This window comes from Streptomyces sp. NPDC026672 (assembly GCF_040638185.1).
In the GTDB taxonomy this organism is placed as follows: Bacteria; Actinomycetota; Actinomycetes; order Streptomycetales; family Streptomycetaceae; genus Streptomyces.
This window is the reverse complement of the sequence record NZ_JBEZXS010000028.1, coordinates 53,164-71,600: the sequence shown is the minus strand read 5'-3', so window position 1 is coordinate 71,600 and position 18,437 is coordinate 53,164. Positions and strand designations below refer to the sequence as shown.

At 70.8% G+C, this 18,437-nt stretch carries 18 protein-coding genes; 4 read left to right on the top strand and 14 right to left on the bottom strand.

Going from position 1 to position 18,437, the window contains the following annotated elements:
- The first annotated feature begins 67 nt into the window (after positions 1-67).
- Positions 68-1,645, top strand: a complete 1,578-nt coding sequence (locus AB0F77_RS28765) for a class I adenylate-forming enzyme family protein (RefSeq protein ID WP_361954577.1) — start codon at positions 68-70, stop codon at positions 1,643-1,645.
- Positions 1,646-1,746: 101 nt separating this feature from the next.
- Here the strand turns inward: AB0F77_RS28765 and AB0F77_RS28760 are convergent, their stop codons facing one another.
- The 11 genes from AB0F77_RS28760 to AB0F77_RS28710 all read right to left on the bottom strand — a co-directional run bounded on the left by AB0F77_RS28760 (position 1,747) and on the right by AB0F77_RS28710 (position 13,601).
- Positions 1,747-3,210 (bottom strand): aldehyde dehydrogenase, encoded by a 1,464-nt coding sequence (locus tag AB0F77_RS28760; RefSeq protein WP_361954576.1) that lies wholly within the window; start codon positions 3,208-3,210, stop codon positions 1,747-1,749.
- 100 nt (positions 3,211-3,310) lie between these two features.
- Positions 3,311-4,975 (bottom strand): AMP-binding protein, encoded by a 1,665-nt coding sequence (locus tag AB0F77_RS28755; protein WP_361954575.1) that lies wholly within the window; start codon positions 4,973-4,975, stop codon positions 3,311-3,313.
- A 204-nt stretch (positions 4,976-5,179) separates the two neighbouring features.
- The gene (locus AB0F77_RS28750) at positions 5,180-5,680 is read right to left on the bottom strand and encodes a MarR family transcriptional regulator (RefSeq protein WP_361954574.1); all 501 of its coding nucleotides are present in this window, start codon (positions 5,678-5,680) and stop codon (positions 5,180-5,182) included.
- 116 nt (positions 5,681-5,796) lie between these two features.
- Positions 5,797-6,717: an LLM class flavin-dependent oxidoreductase gene (locus tag AB0F77_RS28745; protein ID WP_361954573.1), complete on the bottom strand. Its 921-nt coding sequence runs from the start codon at positions 6,715-6,717 to the stop codon at positions 5,797-5,799.
- Positions 6,714-7,868 (bottom strand): acyl-CoA dehydrogenase family protein, encoded by a 1,155-nt coding sequence (locus AB0F77_RS28740; RefSeq protein WP_361954572.1) that lies wholly within the window; start codon positions 7,866-7,868, stop codon positions 6,714-6,716. Before AB0F77_RS28740 ends, AB0F77_RS28745 begins: the two co-directional genes overlap by 4 nt.
- On the bottom strand, positions 7,865-8,770 hold the full coding sequence (locus AB0F77_RS28735) for an SDR family NAD(P)-dependent oxidoreductase (protein WP_361954571.1): 906 nt from the start codon (positions 8,768-8,770) through the stop codon (positions 7,865-7,867). Before AB0F77_RS28735 ends, AB0F77_RS28740 begins: the two co-directional genes overlap by 4 nt.
- A 2-nt stretch (positions 8,771-8,772) precedes the next feature.
- Positions 8,773-9,531, bottom strand: a complete 759-nt coding sequence (locus AB0F77_RS28730) for an SDR family NAD(P)-dependent oxidoreductase (protein ID WP_361954570.1) — start codon at positions 9,529-9,531, stop codon at positions 8,773-8,775.
- A 25-nt stretch (positions 9,532-9,556) separates the two neighbouring features.
- The gene (locus AB0F77_RS28725; RefSeq protein ID WP_361954569.1) at positions 9,557-10,348 is read right to left on the bottom strand and encodes an enoyl-CoA hydratase-related protein; all 792 of its coding nucleotides are present in this window, start codon (positions 10,346-10,348) and stop codon (positions 9,557-9,559) included.
- A gap of 54 nt (positions 10,349-10,402) precedes the next feature.
- Positions 10,403-11,563, bottom strand: a complete 1,161-nt coding sequence (locus tag AB0F77_RS28720; RefSeq protein ID WP_361954568.1) for an acetyl-CoA C-acyltransferase — start codon at positions 11,561-11,563, stop codon at positions 10,403-10,405.
- Positions 11,564-11,744: 181 nt separating this feature from the next.
- Entirely contained in the window at positions 11,745-12,533 is a 789-nt protein-coding gene (locus tag AB0F77_RS28715; RefSeq protein WP_361954567.1) for an enoyl-CoA hydratase-related protein, read from the bottom strand.
- 174 nt (positions 12,534-12,707) lie between these two features.
- Entirely contained in the window at positions 12,708-13,601 is an 894-nt protein-coding gene (locus AB0F77_RS28710) for an AraC family transcriptional regulator (RefSeq protein WP_361954566.1), read from the bottom strand.
- Between the two features lie 111 nt (positions 13,602-13,712).
- On the opposite strand from AB0F77_RS28710, the gene AB0F77_RS28705 reads away from it, so the two are divergent.
- A complete protein-coding gene (locus AB0F77_RS28705) occupies positions 13,713-14,795 on the top strand; it encodes an aldo/keto reductase (protein WP_361954565.1) in 1,083 nt (360 codons plus the stop codon).
- Positions 14,796-14,817: 22 nt separating this feature from the next.
- Here the strand turns inward: AB0F77_RS28705 and AB0F77_RS28700 are convergent, their stop codons facing one another.
- The 3 genes from AB0F77_RS28700 to AB0F77_RS28690 form a co-directional block, all read right to left on the bottom strand.
- Positions 14,818-15,180, bottom strand: a complete 363-nt coding sequence (locus AB0F77_RS28700; RefSeq protein WP_361954564.1) for a helix-turn-helix domain-containing protein — start codon at positions 15,178-15,180, stop codon at positions 14,818-14,820.
- Positions 15,181-15,328: 148 nt separating this feature from the next.
- Entirely contained in the window at positions 15,329-16,030 is a 702-nt protein-coding gene (locus AB0F77_RS28695; RefSeq protein ID WP_361954563.1) for an EthD domain-containing protein, read from the bottom strand.
- 126 nt (positions 16,031-16,156) lie between these two features.
- Positions 16,157-16,591 carry a helix-turn-helix domain-containing protein gene (locus AB0F77_RS28690; RefSeq protein ID WP_361954562.1) on the bottom strand — a complete coding sequence of 145 codons (435 nt, stop codon included), beginning with the start codon at positions 16,589-16,591 and terminating at the stop codon, positions 16,157-16,159.
- Between the two features lie 66 nt (positions 16,592-16,657).
- Here AB0F77_RS28690 and AB0F77_RS28685 point away from each other — a divergent pair, with 66 nt between their 5' ends.
- The gene (locus tag AB0F77_RS28685; protein WP_361954561.1) at positions 16,658-17,404 is read left to right on the top strand and encodes an enoyl-CoA hydratase/isomerase family protein; all 747 of its coding nucleotides are present in this window, start codon (positions 16,658-16,660) and stop codon (positions 17,402-17,404) included.
- Between the two features lie 219 nt (positions 17,405-17,623).
- Positions 17,624-18,436, top strand: a complete 813-nt coding sequence (locus AB0F77_RS28680; protein WP_361954560.1) for a mycofactocin-coupled SDR family oxidoreductase — start codon at positions 17,624-17,626, stop codon at positions 18,434-18,436.
- Position 18,437 lies beyond the last annotated feature (1 nt).

Below are 18,437 nucleotides of genomic sequence, written 5' to 3'. Positions count from 1 at the left end.
ACACAAAAGTCGTGTTGTCGAGTATTGATGACTAGACTATCTATGGCTCCGGCGAGAGGATGCGGGCATGGCATTCACATGGGGACAGACGGTCGAACGACGCACCTCGGGCGTTCCTTTCCTGGTCTACGCGCCCCGGCGCACCCAGGTCGCACAGCTCCTGGAGGACGCCGCGCGGTGGTCCGACCGCACCCACCTGGTGCAGGGGGACAAGCGCCTCACCTTCGCCGACATGTTCCGCGAGATCGAGCGGGTCGCCGCCGGGCTGCACGCGTCGGGCCTGCGGGCCGGCGACCGGCTGTTGCTGCTCGCGCCGAACTCCGTGGAGTGGGTCGTGGCCATGTGGGCCGGGTTCCGGCTCGGCGCGGTCGTCACCCTCGGCAACAGCTGGTGGTCCGCCGCGGACGTCGAGTACGCCGTCGGCCTGGTACGGCCCGCGGTCGTCATCGCCGACGCTCCCCGGCTCGCCCTGCTGCCGCCGGGTGTTCCGGGCGTCGACATCACCACGCTCGCGGTCTCCGCCACGGACACCTCCGCCACGGACGCGGGCGAACTGCCGCCGCCACGGGCGGCGGACGAAGACGATCCCGCGGTGATCATCTTCACCGCGGGCACCACCGGAAACCCCAAGGCGGTCGTCCTGGCACACCGCTCGGTCCTGGCGAACCTGCACAACCTGCTGGCCGTCTCCCGGCGCCTGCCGCACCAGATCGACGAGACGCGCTCCCCCGCGGTGAGCCTGCAGAGCGGCCCGCTCTTCCACATCGGCGGCCTCCAGTCCCTGCTGCTCGCCCTGCTGGGCGGCAACACCGTCGTCTTCCTCAAGGGCCGTTTCGACCCCGGTGAGGTGCTGGAGCTGATCGAACGGGAGCGGGTCACCGTGTGGGGCGCGGTGCCGACCATGGCCGTCCGCGCGGTGGACCACCCGTCCGCGGCGCGGCGCGACCTGTCGTCGGTCCGGTCCATCTCCATGGGCGGCACACCCGTGCAGCCCCATCTGCTGGAGCGGTTGCGGATGTTCTTCCCGAACGCCGGGAAGGGGTTGTCGACCGTGTACGGGATGACCGAGACCGGTGGCACTGTCGCCTCCGCCTCCGGCGCGCTGATGGCCGAGCACCCCGACACCGCCGGGCGACCGCTGCCCGTGGTCGAACTGCGGATCGACTCCCCCGATGCGCGGGGGGACGGGGAGATCGTGGTGCGCACCCCCGGCCAGCTCCTCGGGTACTGGGGCCAGGAGCACCCCGCGCTGCTCGACGACGAGGGCTTCGTGCACACCGGCGACCTCGGGCGGATCGAGGACGGACTGCTGTACGTCACCGGCCGCATCAAGGACCTGATCATCCGGGGCGGGGAGAACATCGCGCCGGCGCGTGTCGAGGCGGCGCTGCTCACCCACCCGGCCGTCGTCAACGCGGCGGTGATCGGTCGGCCCGACGAGGACCTCGGTGAGCGCGTCGCCGCGATGGTCCAGCTCGCCCAGGGCGCGTCGGCCGACGCCGAGGAGCTCGCCGCGCACGTCGCTCCGGTCCTGGCGAAGTTCGAACTGCCCGTGGAATGGCGGATCGGCACCGAACCGCTGCCCATGTCGGACGCCGGGAAGACCGACAAGCGCGCGATCGCCGCCGCCTGGCCGGCCGACTGAGGCGGCGTCCGCCCGTCACGTGTGAACGGCCCGGCACCCGTTGGGGGTGCCGGGCCGTTCACGTGGGCGATCCGGAGATGGGGGCCGGGAGGCCGGGGGACTCAGGAAGCCGGAGGGTTCGAGGAGTAGATGGACTTGAGCTGCTGGTAGTGCTCGACGGCCTCCGGTCCCAGCTCTCGGCCCAGGCCGCTGGCCTTGACGCCGCCGAACGGCGAGACGGGGTCGGGCAGATAGCCGTTGATGCCGATCGTGCCGGTCTGCACCCGGCGGGCCACGTCCAGGCCGCGTTCGTCGTCGGAGGTCCACACGCTGCCGCCGAGGCCGAAGTCGGAGTCGTTGGCGATCCGTACGGCATCGTCGTCGTCCTGGTACCTGATCAGCGACAGGACCGGGCCGAAGATCTCCTCCTGGGCGATGGTGTGGCTGTTGTCCACGTCGGCGAAGACCGTCGGCTGGACGAACCAGCCCCGCTCCTGGCCTGACGGGCGGCCACCGCCGGTGATCAGCCGGGCGCCCTCGGCCAGGCCCTTGGCTATGTAGCCCTCGACGCGGGCCCGTTGCCCTTCGCCGGCCATCGGGCCGATCTGGGTCGCCGGGTCCAGCGCGTCGCCGATCGTGAGCGATTCGGCCAGCGCGGCGAAGGTCTGCACGACCTCGTCGTAGCGGCTGGCCGGCGCCAGCACACGGGTGCCGAGGAAGCAGGTCTGGCCCTGGTTGAGCAGGGTGGCCTGGAACAGCCGCTGCCCCACGGTGGCCAGGTCGAGGTCGGCGTCGTCGAGCACGATCGCCGCGGACTTGCCGCCCAGTTCGAGGGTGACCGGGCGCAGCAGCCGCCCGCACACCTCGGCGATGGACCGGCCGGCGACCGAGGAGCCCGTGAAGGAGACCTTGTCGACACCGGGGTGCTCGACCAGGTAGGCGCCGAGTTCCCGGCCGCCGGGCACGATGTTGAGCACGCCCGGCGGGATGCCGGCCTCGATCGCGGCGTCGGCCAGCAGCCCGGTGTCGAGGACGGTCTCCGGCGACGGCTTGACGACCAGCGTGCAGCCGGCGGCCAGTGCGGGCGCGTACTTGAACGCGGCGAGCGACTGCGGGAAGTTCCACGGCACAATGGCGGCGACGACGCCTACGGGCTCCCGGCGGACCTTGATGGACCCGCCGAGCAGGCCGGCGCGTTCCTCCTCGCTGTTCAGCGTCCTCGCCACCCCCGCGTAGTAGCGCAGCAGGTCGACGGGGAACACCGACTCGAAGGCCGACGAGACGGCGATGGGCATGCCGTTCTGCGCGCTGACCCGGCGTGCGGTCTCCTCGCCGCGGCTCTCCAGGGCGTCGGCGAGGCGTTCCATGGCGTCGGCACGGCGGCCGGGTTCCCAGTGCGCCCAGCCGCCGGGGTCGGTGAGCGCGGCGCGCGCGGCGTCGACGGCGGCGTCCACATCGGCCTCCTGCGCCTCGGCGACCGAGCCGATGACCTCCTCGCTGCTGGCGGACACCACGGTGATCGTCCTGTCGGAGCTGGGTGCCCCCCAACGGCCGCCGATGAACAGCTTGTCGTACGTGATTGTCATGCGCTTCGTTGCCCCTTCGAGCTCGACGATGACAGGGATGGTCCGGCCCGGCGGTCCGGGCCGGAGGTCTTCGACCCCGCGCCTTGGTCGGCGCAGTGGGTCACTCGGCCTGTTCGGCGACGGCCGCGGCGCGTTCCCGCAGCACGTATTTCTGGATCTTCCCGGAGCTCGTCGTGGGGAGTTCGTCGACGATCTGGAGCATTTCCGGGAGCTTCTGCGTCGCGATACGGCGTTCGCCGCGCAGGTAGTCGGTGAGCTCCGACAGGGTGGGCGCCTGGCCGCGCGGGACGACGAAGGCGCAGGCCTTCTCGCCCAGCCTGGCGTCGGGCACGGCGACCACGGCGGCCTGTGCGACGCGGGGGTGGGTGATGAGGTGGTTCTCCACCTCGGCGGCGGAGATGTTCGTCCCGCCCCGGATGATGAGGTCCTTGATGCGTCCGGTGACCCGCAGGTAGCCGTCCTCGTCGAGGCGGCCGAGGTCGCCGGAGGCGGAGACGCCGTGCCGGTCGATGGAGGCCGCGGTGCGTTCGGGGTCCTGCCAGTACCCGAGCATCAGACCGGGTCCGCCGTGGCAGATCTCGCCCTCCTCCCCCGCGGGCAGCACCTGTCCGAGTTCGTCGCGGATCTCCAGGACGACGCCCGGGAGGGGGCGGCCGTCGGAGGAGAGGATCTCGGCGGGGGAATCGCCGACGGAGCACGCGGTGACCAGCAGACCTTCGGAGCGGCCGTAGACCGGGAGCAGGGTGCAGCCGGGAAGGTGCTCGGACCAGTCGTCCAGCATGGACTCCGGGATCGGCGCCCCGGCGCAGATCCACCGGCGCATCGTGCGCAGCAGCGCGGCGGATTCCGGTTCTTCGAGGATCGCGCCCAGCACCATCTGGACGAAGGGGGTGGCCGTCATGCTCGTCGTGCAGCCGTGCTCGGCGATCCGCCGCAGCGCGCTCCTCGGCTCCCAGACGTCCATCAGGTGCAGGGCGCTGCCGAGGATCAGGGGCGCCGCCACACCGATGGCGAGTCCTGTCGCGTGGGTGACGGGGGACGGCATGAACATCACGTCGCCGGGCCCGAGTCCGAGGACCGAGCCGCCCAGGGCGTGGACGGTGAAGGTGAGCGTGTTCAGGGTGTGCAGGCAGCCCTTGGGGCGGGATTCGGTGCCCGAGGTGTAGATGACGCAGTGCGGGTCGTCGGCGGCCGGTGGCGGGCCCAGTTCGTCGTCGCCCGGCACATCGCCGGTGATCAGGTCCTCGTACCGCAGTGCCCCGTCCCGCTCGCCGCAGCGCACCGTGATGACGTGCTCCACGGGGCAGGAGCCGCGGAGGTCCGCCAGCATGGCGGGGTGGTCGAACTTCCGGAACTCGCCGGGGACGATGGAGACCTTCGCCTGCGAGTGCTCCAGGACGTAGCGGACCTCGTCGTGCCGGTAGATCGGCATCGTGGGCACCAGGACCGCGCCGATCCGGGCGATCGCGACGTAGGCGACGACGAACTCGTTCCAGTTCGGGAGCTGGACCTGGACCCGGTCGCCCGGTCCGACGCCGAGGCGGCGCAGCGACCGGGCCAGCCGGTAGGCGTCGTCCCGCAGCCGCAGCGCGGTGAGGGCCCCGTCTCCGTCGGTCACCAGGATCGCGTCGGGGCGCTCGGCCGCCCAGCGGTCGACGTAGTCGCTCAGGATCTCGTCGCGCCAGTGTCCGTGGGCGCGGAAGCCGGCGATCGTCGCCTCGTCGTACCGGTCCTGGGGGCGGAGGGCTTGAGGTGGAACTCTCACGTGGAACCTCTCAAGGTGCAGCCGAGGCCGTCGGAAACACTCCTGTTATACGGCTCACACACAAAGGAAGTCTAGTGCTCAAATATCTTTTCCTAGATACTCGATCACTAGAGCACTGAGCGTTGCCGCGCCCACGGCAAACGCCCCTCCCGATCGGCGGAGTCCGCCGTCGGAAGGGGCGCGGTACAGCGTGCGCGCGGGGTGTCAGCCGAAGTCGCCCAGGGCTTCGCGCACCTCGCGCAGTTGGACGGCGAGCCGGTCGGCGGACTCCTCGCCGGTCTCCCCCAGGCCGAAGCCGACCTCGGCCAGGGCGGCGCTCGCCTGCCGGACCGCGTCGTGGCCCTCCTCCGTCAGACGGGCCAGGATCGTGCGGCGGTCCGACGGATGGGGTGCGCGGGCGACCAGTCCCGTCTTCTCCAGCTGGTCGACGACCATGGTCACCGTGGTGGGATGGACCAGCAGCGCCTTGCTCAACTGCCCCAGCGGGCGGGTCTCCTCACGGGACATCTGAAGCGTCACCATGACCAGGTAGGCCGTGCGCGTCATCTTGAACCGCTTGAGGACCTGGTCGATCGCGCCGGTCACGACGACGGACGTGCGCAGGATCGACGCCATGGCGGCGAACTGTGACGGCGAGGGTTCGCCGTGCTCCTCCCACTGTGCCCGCATCCACGCTACGGAGTCGGTCTGGGACTTCGGAGACAAGGCGTCCTCCTGTTTCCTTGCTCGGGGTGGCACGCGAAACTTCTCTCTAGCCTTCGAATATATGGTGCCAGACAAACAAGGTCACACGGTCCCGGTTCAGAAGTCACGGTGCCGGTTCAGGAGTCGAGGAGCGCCCGGACTTCGGCCGCGTACTCGATTCCGGCCTCCGGCGAGGAGGCCGCCGGGATCAAGGTGAGATGTTCGGCGCTGCCCACGAACTCCGACAGCCACTCGGCGACGCGGTCCGGCGTCCCCGACGGTGCGACATGCCGGAAGCGCTCGTACGGCATCCGGTAGAGGCCCTCCATCTCGCGGGCGAGCAGTTCCCGGGCCCGTCCCTCGTCCCGGTCCAGGCCGCACCACACGTGCAGCCCGTACCAGCCGGGCATGTCCCGACCCCGCGCCTCGGCGGCCTCGGCGATGTCCTGCCGGGTGCGGGCGAAGCTCCGGGCGGAGCAGAAGATGCCGAGCCAGCCGTCGCCGTACCGCGCCGTGCGCCGCACGGCCACCGCGCCGCGGCCGCCGATGACCAGGGGAACGCGCGGCGACGGGGGCGGCTGGATGCTCGCCGACCTCAGCCGGAAGAACTCCCCGTCGTGGTCGACGGCCTCACCGGTGGCCAGCCGGCGCATCAGGCCCAGCGTCTCGTCCAGACGGCGCCCCCGGGTCGCCGGGTCCACACCGCTGTTGCTGATCTCGCTCCGGTCCTCCCCACCGACACCGACGCCCAGAACGAGCCGTCCCGGAGCGATCTGGCCGAGGGACGCGAGCTGCCGGGCGGTCAGCAGGGGATGTCGCAGGCCGAGCAGATAGACACCGACCAGCACGGGCAGCCGGTCGTGGCTGGACAGGACCGACGTCGCGGCGACGAGCCCGTCGAATCCGGTGCCGCCGCGGAAACTGACGTGGTCGGCGACGCCCACGTGGTCGAGTCCGGAGGCGTGGGCCAGGTCGAGAACGCGGCGGCGCGCGGCGGGGTCGGGCACGAGGACACTCGTGTGGACCGACACTCCGACCTTGACCGGCGGGCCCGTCACTGGGCCGCCACCCGACCGAACATCTTCGTGGCGATGATCCGCTTCTGGATCGAGGCGCTGCCGTCGGCGAGCAGATAGCTCGCCACGTCGCGGTAGCGCTGCTGGAGCGGCAGTTCGGTGGAGTAGCCGAGGTTGCCGTGCGTCACCCAGGCGGTCTCGATCGCGTCCTTGGCGACCTGCGGCGGCCACCACTTGGACATCGCCGCCAGCTCGGTGTGCGGCCTGCCGGTCTCCCGCATCCACAGCGCCCGGTAGCACAGCCAGCGGGCGGCCTCCAGATACGTGGCGTGCTCGGCCAGCGGGAACGACACACCCTGGAACGCCGCGATCGGACGCCCGAACGCCTCGCGCTGCCGCGCCCATTCGACCGCCTCGTCGACGCTGGCCTGCGCCGCTCCCAGACACAGGAGCCCCAACGCGGGCCTGCTGAAGTCGAAGTGGTGCATCGCCCCCGAGAAGCCCCGCCCTTCCTCGCCGACGAGGTGGTCCGCGGGCAGGAAGACGTCGTCGAACGCGAGGGTGCCCCAGCCCAGCGGCAGCGCGCCCATGCCGGGCATGGCGCCCCGGGTCACCCCGGGGGCGTCCAGCGGCACGGCGAAGCAGCTGATGCCGTGGTGGCCCTCGCTACCGGGGTGCCGGGCGTAGACGAGGGCGACCTCCGCCGTCATGGCGTGGGTGATCGCGCTCTTCTCGCCCGAGAGCCGCCAGCCGCCCGGCACCGGCCGTGCCCGCGCTCGCAGGCCGGAGGCGTCGGACCCGGCGGCCGGCTCGGTCACCGCGATGGCGCCGACGATCTCTCCCGCGATCAGCCGCGGCACGTACCGCTCGGCCACGACCGTCCGCGCCTGGTGCGCCAGTTGCGCGGCGATCAGCCCGACCTGTACGGGGGCGGCGGCGACGTTGACGTCCCCGTGGGCGAGGGCCTCGGTGGCGATGCCGAGGGTGACCGGGTCGGGGTCGCCCGTCCCGCCCCACCGCTCGGGCAGCCCGATGCCGAGGACACCGAGCTCCGCCAGCTGCCGGTGCGCCTCCCAGGAGAACTCGGCCCTGGCCGACCGCTCGACGTACCTCGGCGCCAGTTCCTCCTCGGCGAACCGCCGCAGTACGGCGCGGAAGTCCTCCTGCTCGGGTGTGAACGCGAAGGAGATCATGCCGGGAGGGCTTCGAGCGCCGTGACCAGTTCCTTCAGCTCGTCACCGAGGTGGCGTGGCACGAACGCCCCGTCCGCGGCGAAGATCTCGGCGAGGCGGTCCCGGACGGACTCGGCGCTCAGCTCCTTCTCGGTGATGCCGCGCGTCTCCGACAGCAGCACCGCGGCGACGTGCCCGCCGCCGACCGAGAGGATCTGCCCCGACAGGTCGCACTCCCGGCTGGCGAGGAACGCCACGACCGGGGAGATCGACTCGGGGGACAGCAACTCGCCCTTCCCACCGAGGAGTTCCTCGGTCATACGGGTGAGGGCGGCGGGTGCGATCGCGTTGGCACGGATCCCCGCCTCGCGCCCCTCGACGGCCAGCACCCGGGTGAGGCCGATCAGCCCGGCCTTGGCGGCGCCGTAGTTGGCCTGGCCGAAGTTGCCGAACAGCCCCGATCCGCTGCTGGTGTTGACGATCCGTCCGTATCCCTGGCCCTTCATGTGCTGCCAGGCGGGGATCAGTACGTTGAACGCCCCTCGCAGGTGCACGTCGAGGACCAGGTCGACCAGATCGGTGGTGAGCTTGCCGAAGCTCTTGTCCCGCAGGATGCCCGCGTTGTTCACCACCACGTCGAGCCGGCCGAAGGTCCCGACGGCCTGCGCGACCATGGCGGCGCCGCCCTCGGGCGTGGCGACGGAGTCATGGTTGGCGACCGCCTGACCACCCGCCGCCAGGATCTCGGCGACCACCGATTCGGCGGGGTCCTCGGCCCCCGCGCCGCCGTCCAGGGTCCCGCCGAAGTCGTTGACGACGACGCGGGCGCCGCGCCGGGCCAGTTCGAGCGCGTGCGCGCGGCCGATGCCCCGGCCGGCGCCGGTGACGAGGACGACATCGCCGGAGAAGTGAAGTTCAGTCATGATCACACCATCGTGAATCCGCCGCTGACCGACAGGACTTGGCCCGTGATCCACGACGAGAGCGGAGAGACGAGGAAGAGTGCCGCGTCGGCGATGTCCTGGGGCTCGCCGATCCGGCCGAGCGGATAGGCCTTCGCCAGCTTCTCGGCGCCGCCGGCCTGTTCGATGAAGCCGGCGCCGCCGGGGGTGTTGGTGGTGCCCGGCGCGATCGCGTTGACGTTGACGCCTGCGCGGCCGACCTCTCGGGCCAGGCTCTTGGCGAAGCCCACGAGGCCCGCCTTGGCCGCGGCGTAGACGCTCATGTACCGCTCGCCGATGCGTGCGCCGTCGGAGCTGATCACCACGATGTTCCCGTGCTGCGCGGTGATGTCGGGCAGCACGGCCTGGGTGAAGGCCATGGTGCCGTTGAGCGTGACGCCCACGACACGCTCGACGTCCTCGGCGGTGTGGTCGGCGAACAGCTTGACCGCCCACGCGGCGGCGTTGTTCACCAGGCTGGTGACCGGGCCGAGTTCGGCCCGTACGGCGGCCAGGCCGGCGTCGATGGAGGCGCGGTCGGCGATGTCGACGGCCACGCCGAGGGCACGGCCGCCGGCGGCTCCGATCTCCTTGGCGACGCGTTCGGCGGCCGGGAGGGACAGGTCCGCGATGGCGACGGTCGCGCCGGCGCGGGCGAGGGTCCTGGCGGTCGCCTCGCCGATGCCGCTGCCGCCGCCGGTGACGACGGCGACCTGACCCGACAGGTCGATGGAAATGCTCACGGTCTCAACTCCTCTGGGGCGGCGGTCAGGAGATCTGGTGGCGGGTGAAATCGGGGCTGCGCTTCTCGGCGAAGGCGTTCGCCCCCTCCTTCGCCTCGTCGGTGACGGAGAAGACGTCGAGTCCGGCCTGCGCGAGCTGCGAGAGGCCGCCCTGGTGGTCGGTGTCGGCGTTGAACGAGTGCTTGAGGAAGCGCAGGGCCGTCGGGCTGTACTGGGCCAGCTCCTCGATCCATGCCTTCGCCGCGGGCAGCAGTTCCTCGCTGGGCACGATCTTGTTGACCAGGCCCCAGCGCTCGGCTTGTTCCGCGGAGTACTGGTGCAGGAGGAACCAGATCTCCCGGGCCCGCTTCTCCCCCACCACGCGGGCGAGGTAGGCAGAGCCGAACCCGCCGTCGAACGAGCCCACCCGGGGACCCGCCTGCCCGAACTTGGCGTGTTCGGCCGCGATCGACAGGTCGCAGATGACGTGCAGGACGTGACCGCCGCCGATCGCCAGGCCGTTGACGGCCGCGATCACCGGCTTGGGGACGTCCCGGATGAGCCGGTGCAGATAGGTGACCTCGAACAGACCGTTGTCCGACGGGCCGTAGTCGCCGGTCTCCGTACGCTGTTTGACGTCGCCACCGACACAGAACGCCCGCTCTCCGGCGCCGGTCAGGACGATGCCGCGCACGCCCTTGTCGGCCCACGCCCGCTTGAACGCGTGGATGAGTTCCTCGATCGTCTTCGCCCGGAAGGCGTTGAGGCGGCTCTCCCGGTCGATGGTGATGACGGCCGAGGGTCCGTCGACCTCGTAGGAGATGTCTTCGTAGTTCACGCTTCCAGCCCTCTTCAATCGTGCCGTGGAGTCGGATCGGGGTGTCGGGGTGGTTCAGAGCCGTTCGAGGAGCGTGGCGGTGCCCACTCCGCCGCCGCAGCACATGGTGACCAGGCCGTAGCGGTCACCGGTGCGCCGCAGTTCGTGGACGGCCTTGGTGACCAGCACGCAGCCCGTCGCGCCGAGCGGATGTCCGAGGGCGATCGCGCCGCCGTTCGGGTTGATCCGGTCGGGGTCGGCACCGGTCTCGTCCTGGAAGGACAGGACGATCGAGGCGAACGCCTCGTTGATCTCGATGAGATCGATGTCGTCGACGGTGAGGCGGTTGCGCTCCAGCAGTTTCGGAACGGCGGCGTGCGGGCCGAGCAGCATCGTCACGGGATCGACTCCGACGAGCAGGGAGTCGACGACGCGGGCGAGCGGGGTGAGGCCGAGCTGTTCGGCACGGCGGGCGGTCATGAGCAGGACGGCGCTCGCCCCGTCGGAGATCTGCGACGCCGTCCCGGCGGTGTGGATGCCGTCGAGGAGGACCGGCTTGAGGGCGGCCAGCTTGTCCCGGCCGGTCTCCCGCAGTCCCTCGTCGCGGGTGAGCGTGACGGTCGCACCGTCCTCCGCCGCAACGGAGAGGTCGACGACCTGTCCGTCGAACCGGCCCTCGTCCCAGGCCCGCGCCGCGCGTTCCTGGGATTCGAGACCCAGTGCGTCGGCCCGGTCGCGGGTGATGCCGTAGCGCCGGGCGATGCGCTCGGCCGCCTGGTACTGGTTCAGGAACTCGTAGTGGTCCCGGTACGCCTTCGGCACGGGCCGGCCGAGGTCGAATTCCTTGCGGAAGTTCGCGCCGATCGGGATGCGGCTCATCGACTCGACGCCGCACGCCATCGCGACGTCCGTGATGCCGGAGGACACCAGGCCGGCCGCGAGGGTGAGCGCCTGCTGGGAGGAGCCGCACTGGGCGTCGACGGTCGTGGCGGCCACCGTGGGCGGCAGCCCCTCGGCCAGCCACGCCGTGCGCGTCGCGTTGAACGCCTGCTCCCCCACCTGGGCGACGACGCCGCCGATCACCTGTCCGACCAGCGCCGGATCGACACCTGCCGCGTCGAGGGCGGCCCGCTGGACCGCGCCGAGCAGGCGGGTCGGGTGAACCTCCGCGAGACCGCCGCCCCGGCGGCCGAGTGCGGTGCGCACGGCCGACACCACCACCACTGATTCATCCATTGCTCGATAGTAGGGCACTAGACCATTTGGTTGTCAACGGTCCGTACGGCGTGGCGGCCACGGTGATGCTCGGGTCAGCCCTCCCCGCAGGTCATGGGGCCTGCGGGGAGGGCACATGACGGCCCGGCCACCCGGCAATGCGGAACCCGGGCGGCCTACGTCAGCGGAGGGGCGACCTACGTCAGCGGGCGAAGTTCGCGGGGCGCTTGGCGAGGAATGCGGCAAGACCCTCTCGCCCCTCGGGCGAGTCGAACAGGTCCTCCACCCGCGACGCCTCGTTCGCGGCGCCCTGCGCGAACGGCAGTTCCGCCGCGTCGTCGACGCACCGCAGGATGGCCCCCAGGGCGGGGCCCGACAGCTCGGCGAGCCGCCGGGCGAGGTCCAGCGCGGTGTCGAGCGCCGGACCGTCACCGACGCGGTCGAGCAGGCCGAAGGCGAGTGCCTCCGGCGCCTCCACCTCACGCGCGGTCAGCATCATGTCGAGCGCCCGCCCCCGCCCGACGAGCCGGGGCAGCCGCTGCGTGCCGCCCGCACCGGGGATCAGCCCGAGCCGCGGCTCCGGCAGTCCGAGCCGGGCGGACGCCGAGCCGACGCGCATCGTGCAGGCGAGGGCGAGTTCGAGTCCGCCACCGAGGGCCCGGCCGTCGACGGCGGCGATCGACGGCCGGGCGAGACCGGCCAGCCGGTCGAGCGCGGTACGCAGTTGCGCGCCGTACGCCGCGAAGCCGGCCCGATCGACCGACGACATGAGCTTGATGTCGGCGCCCGCCGCGAACAGCCCGTCGAGGGCGGACGCGACGACGAGCACCCGGGCGTCCGACGCCTCGAACGCGTCGAGGGCGGCCATGAGCCCGTCCACCAGTGCCCGGCCGAGCTGGTTCGCGGGCGGATTGGCCATCGTGGCGACGAAGACGGGGCCGTCCGTCGACCAGGTGACGGCGGGGGACGGGGGCGGCGTGCTGTCGGTCATGGCGGGCGGCTGCCTCTCGCGAAGGGGATCGGAACTCGGTGCGCCCTGGGCGACGCGGCGCACTCGTCGGCGCTGGGCCGGTCCCTCGCGTGCCGCCGGGTCGCCACCACGCAATTAATCTAGCACCAAACCATCGATTGCCAGAGTATTCATCTCGCTGAGCGCACGGCTCCCTCATGTCCACCGTGTGTCTCGGCGGTGTGTGATGTCGCGTCCCGGCGAGGTGCCGAACAGCCGTCGGTACTCGCGGCTGAACTGGGACGGACTTCCGTACCCCACCGCGTGGCCGATGCCGGCGACGTCGTCGGCACCGGCCATCAGACGGGCGCGGGCCTCGTGCAGGCGCAGTTGTTTCTGGTACTGGAGCGGCGTCATCCGCGTCAGGGCGCGGAAGTGGCGGTGGAAGGTGGTGCTGCCCATCGACGCGAGCCCGGCCAGCTCCGATATGCGCAGCGACTCGGTGTAGTGGTTGCGCAGCCAGCCGATCGCCCGGCTCACCTGGGACAACTGGCTGTCCGCCTGTCCGAGCATCCGTACGGCCGCCCCTTCTTCCGCGCAGATCAGACGCCAGACGATCTCCCGTTCGTAGAGCGGGGCGAGGACGGGGACGTGGTGCGGCTGCTCGACCAGTCGGCCCATGCGGGCGAAGGCGTCGAGCAGATCCTGGTCGGCGGTGTTCACCTCGATGCCCTCCGCCGCCCTGCCGGTGACGATCCCGCGGCTGCCCGCGGTTGCCCCCAGGAGCACTTCCGCGGCCACCGTGGCATCGAGACGCATCGTCAGCGCGAGGTACGGCCTGTTCGGAGTGGCGTCGGTGACGGCGCAGGTCACCGGCAGTTCGACCGAGGTCACCGCGTACTGGCCGGCGCCGTACTCCAGGGTTCGCGATCCCAGGACGGTACGCATCCCACCTTGCACGATCAGGGCGACGCTGGGCTCGAACGTCTTTCCCGTCGGCAGCGTCCGGGAGTCGACCCGGCTCAGTCGCACACCCGGGACCGCGGTCGCGGTCTCGCCCGCGACGGCATGGCGTTCGACGATCCGGCGCAACCGTTCCAGTGGATCCATGGTCCAAGCCAAGCACGGGCGTTCCGTCGGCAGGTCGCCGCGGCAGGATCGTGCAATCATCCGGCGGTTTCTTCGTTGGTGCCGCACCACGGCCGTGATGTCGTGGGCGGTATGAGCAACACGCTTGATTCCTACGTCACTCTCGGCCGCTCCGGGCTCCGTGTCAGCCCGCTGACCCTCGGGACCATGTCCTTCGGCGAGGACTGGGGCCGGGGCGCCGATCCGCGCACATGCCACACGATGCTGTCCGCATACGTCGATGCCGGCGGCAACTCGGTGGACACCGCCAACTCCTACACCAACGGGCACAGCGAAAGGATCATCGGCGATTGGCTGTCCGCGGCCCCGGCGCGTCGCGACCGCCTTGTGGTCGGCACCAAGTTCTTCTGCAATCTCCATCCGGGAGACCCGAACGGTGGCGGGGCCGGCCGCAAGTCGCTGCTCGACCAGCTCCATCAGTCACTGCGTCGGCTGCGGACGGACTACGTCGACCTGCTCTGGCTGCACGGCTGGGACCCCTTCACCCCGCTCGAAGAGACGATGTGCTCCCTCGACGACGTGGTCCGCGCGGGCAAGGTCCGCTACATCGGCTTCTCCAACACCCCTGCCTGGATCGCCAGCGAGGCCCAGACGCTGGCCCGGTTGCGCGGCCGGCCGACCGTCGTGGCCTTTCAACTCGAGTACTCGTTGCTGGAGCGGACCGTGGAAGGCGCTCATCTGCCGATGTGCGAGGCGCACGGGATGGGTGTCATGCCGTGGAGCCCGCTCAAGAACGGGCTGCTGTCGGGCACTTACCGGCGGGACGGCTCGTCGTCGACGCGGGGCGGACGCGCCGCGGTCGACGCATTGAGCGATGCCGACCGGGCCGTCGTCGAGGAGGTGCACGCCGTCGCCGAGGACGTCGGCGTCTCCCCCGCGGCCGTGGCCCTCGCCTGGGTGAGGTCACGTCCGGAGGTCACGTCCACCCTCATCGGGGCCCGGACGCCCGAACAGTTGCGGTCGAACCTCGCGTCGCTCACCGTCGAGCTCTCCGACGAACACCTCGCCCGCCTCGACGCGGTGTCTCGCCCTGCCCCCGTTTACCCCAACGGATACGAAGCGTCCACGAGAATCATGCAGTTCCCCGGAACCACCGTCGACGGCATCGCCTATCCACCCAACCCCGCCCTGGACAGCGCCACGGCGCGCTACTGACACCTGAGCGCCACGACCGTCGTTATCGTTCCGCGCCCTGCGAGGCGCCGACGGCTTCGCGGGGCGCGGGCGGTGCGGCGAGGACGAGGTCGATGAGGCCGGGGAAGCGGGAGTCGAGTTCCGCGCGGCGAACGACCTGGAAGCGGGTGGTGCCCTCGGCGTGCACCTCGGTGACGCCGCTGAGGAGCAGTTGTTTGAGGTGGTAGGAGCAGGTCGAGAACGGCAGGCCCACCATCTCGGCAAGGCGCCCGCAGCTGTGGAGGTCGCCGCCCGACAGGATGCGTACGATCTCCAGTCGCACCGGGTCGCCCAGCGTCCGCAGCACGGTCGCGAGGTCGAGGTCCGGGGCGGGCGGCTCACGCCGAGGTCGCTGCTTCGAAGCCATGCGCCCGATTTTATGACAGCCCTCCCGCACCCGGCGGATACCCGGTCCCGCCGGGCCCTCGCCGTGACGTGCCCGGCCGGAGGCTCCAACGACGGCTCCGACCACGGTCATGCACGCCGGCCGCACGTCCGAGGGGCCCGGCGAAGGCTCAGCGTTCGTCCGCCCGGACGTCCGTGTAGAAGCCGAACGTGGACCGGGCGTGGTCGATGAACGTCTTCTCGTCCGGGATGGCGGCCTCGGTGATGAGCGGACCGGACATCAGCCGCACGGCGGCGTCCAGGTCCGGGAAGTACGAGCAGGCGACACCGTCGTACCCGGCGTCCGCCAGGCCGACCGCGCCGGACAGCCGCGCGGATGCGTCGGGCAGCACGTGATACTGCCGGTAGCCGGCCACCCCGGACCCCTCACCGAGCTGTGCGTGCCGCCCGTACCAGGCGTCGATGTGCGCGTCGTGCGTCAGGCCGGGCGTCCGCCGGTTCTGCATCATCACGTAGACGGGCGCGTACCCCGGAAGGATCACCACTTCCGTGCCGGTCGCCGGCTCGGTCCGCCCGGCCTCGACGAGCGGTTCCACCCGAGCCAGGATCGCCCGTACCGCATCGGCCGCCGCGTCGTCCCCTCCGTCGTGCGCGACGAGGACCACCGCGTCGGCCGGACGTGAACCGTCCTTCATGAAGGTCTCGTGCGGCACCGGTTCCCGGTCCCCGCGTTCGATGAGCACGGACCACCGCTGCCGGGGACTGACCACCTCTCCGGCCGCCACGGTGAATCCCGTACGGAACGCGTCCGCTGTCAGTCCGTCCTTCGCCCGCAGCAGCAGGATCGTCACCTGTCGGCCCTCAGCGGTCATCTCGCCGTGCTCCTGTACCTCGGTCCGACGGACGCCAGTCGTCCATCGCCGCAGCGCATGCTTCCATATTTCCAGTTGCTTGGAAATAAGAAGCCGGCTCCGTTCACCGTCCGGTCAGTCCGTCGCCTACGGGCGGCGGGCCGTCCAGGGCGTGGCGGTGGCGTGTTCGGGAGGCGCGGAGTCGAAGGCTTCGCGGGCCGCGACGACGCGAGGAGCGTTGTTCAGGGCCCAGTCGCCGATGGCGCCGAGGAGCCGCCCCGCCTCGCGACCGAGGTCGGCGAGGCGGTATTCGACCCGGGGCGGGACCGTCGCGTACACCCTGCGGTCGATGAACCCGTCACGCTCCAGCGCGCGCAGGGTCTGGGTGAGGGACTTCTGCGTCACACCCTCCACCGCCCGCCGCAGCTCGCTGAACCGCATCGGCCTGTCGTTGCGCTCCAGAAGACCCAGAACGTACAGGACCCACTTGTTGGCGAGCACGTCGATGATCGTCCGGGACGGACAGTCGAGACGGTACGCGGGCTCCCTCGCGCCGGTTTCCTGCGGCAGGTTGGTATCCATGGGGAACCTGTATATCAAGGAAGTGCCTTCTTCACTCCGGATACCATCACCTGCAAGGCTCCCCGCATGACCGAAACACCCACCGACGGCACGTTCGTCACCGTCGACCGCCGGCCCGACGGGGTCGCCGTGCTCCGTATCGACCACCCGGACCGCAACGCCCTGTCCATGTCCGTACTCACCCAGATCCAGGCCGCGGCCGAAGACCTCACGGCCGACCCGCCCGGCGCGGTCGTGGTCTGGGGCGGACCGCTCCTGTTCTCCTCGGGTGGGGACGCGAGCGAGTTCGACCACTTCGACGCCGAGATCGGCCGCCGGATCGCGGACACGTTCCACGGCGCCAACGACGCGCTGGCCGCGATCCCGCGAGCGACGATCGCGGCGGTGACCGGCGTCGCCTCGGGCGGAGGTCTGGAAGCGGCGCTGGCGTGCGACTTCCGGGTCGCCGCGGTGGACGCCCAGTTCGGCCAGTACGAGATCAACATGGGGCTGTTCCCCGGCGGGGGCGGCACCCAGCGACTCCCCCGGCTGGTCGGGATCTCGCGCGCGAAGGAACTGATCCTCTCCGGCGAGCTCGTCGACGCCGCCGAGGCCCTTCGGATCGGGCTCGTCAACAAGGTGGTCGAGAGCGGCGACGTGTTCGACACCGCCCTCGCGTGGGCGGCCTCGTTCGCCGCCGGACCGGTCGGTTCCCAGGGGGCCGCCAAGGGCGTGGTCGACGGCGGCGCCGACCTCCCCCTCACCGACGCCCTCCGACTGGAGCGCGACCGCTTCGTCCGACTCTTCGACGACTGGAACCCCGCCGGGGCCTGATTCCCTCCAGCGCTGCGGCGAGAGCCGGGCGGTCGCGGTCACCCCGCGCCGCCCGGCTCTCGGCGTACGCGGACCTCTCAAGATCCCGGCGGCTCGATGATCGCGGAGCTCAGGGTTAATAGCACTTACCTTGTCTGCTACGCTTACAAGGTAAATGGTGCTAACCATGGGGTGTGGCACCGCCGTGGCGTCTTCGCCCAGCACAGGAAGAATCAGCTCATGGCCGGTAGGTTCGCTGGAAAGGTCGCCTTCATCACCGGTGCCGCTCGTGGAGTCGGACGCGCGCACGCCGTCCGTCTGGCCGACGAAGGAGCGGACATCATCGCCCTCGACATCTGTGGGCACGTCGTCGACACGGGATACCCCGTGGCCACTCGCGAGGATCTCGAAGAAACCGCACGCCTGGTGCGGGCACACGGTCGTCGGGTGGTGACCGCCATAGCCGACGTACGTGACTACGCCGCCGTGGATGAAGCGTTGAAGGACGCCGTTGATGAACTGGGCCGCCTGGACGTGGTCGTCGCCAATGCCGGCGTCGGAAACTGGGGCAATTTCTGGGAGCTCACCGATCGGCAGTGGCGCGACGTCATCGATGTCAATCTCACCGGGGTCTTCAATACGCTCAAGGCCGCCGCGCCCATCCTGATCGGACAAGGTGAGGGCGGGTCGATCATCGTCATTTCCTCGGTCGCCGGGCTCAAGGCCGTACCCGGACAAGCGCATTACGTCGCTTCGAAGCACGCCGTCACCGGGCTCGTCAAGAACGCCGCCATTGAGCTCGCGCCCCATCGGGTCCGCGTCAACTCCATCCATCCGTGGGGAATCGACACCGACATGGGACGTGACACCTGGGCCATGCCTCTCATCGAGGCCAACCCCAGTTACATGGCTTCCTTCTCCCAGACCATCACCGAACCCCGTGCCTCGGACCCGGAGGACATAGCCGCGGCCGGCGCATGGCTGGCCAGCGACGAAGCGCGCACCGTCACGGGAACGCAGCTGACCGTCGATCACGGCGCGACGAAGGTGTGAA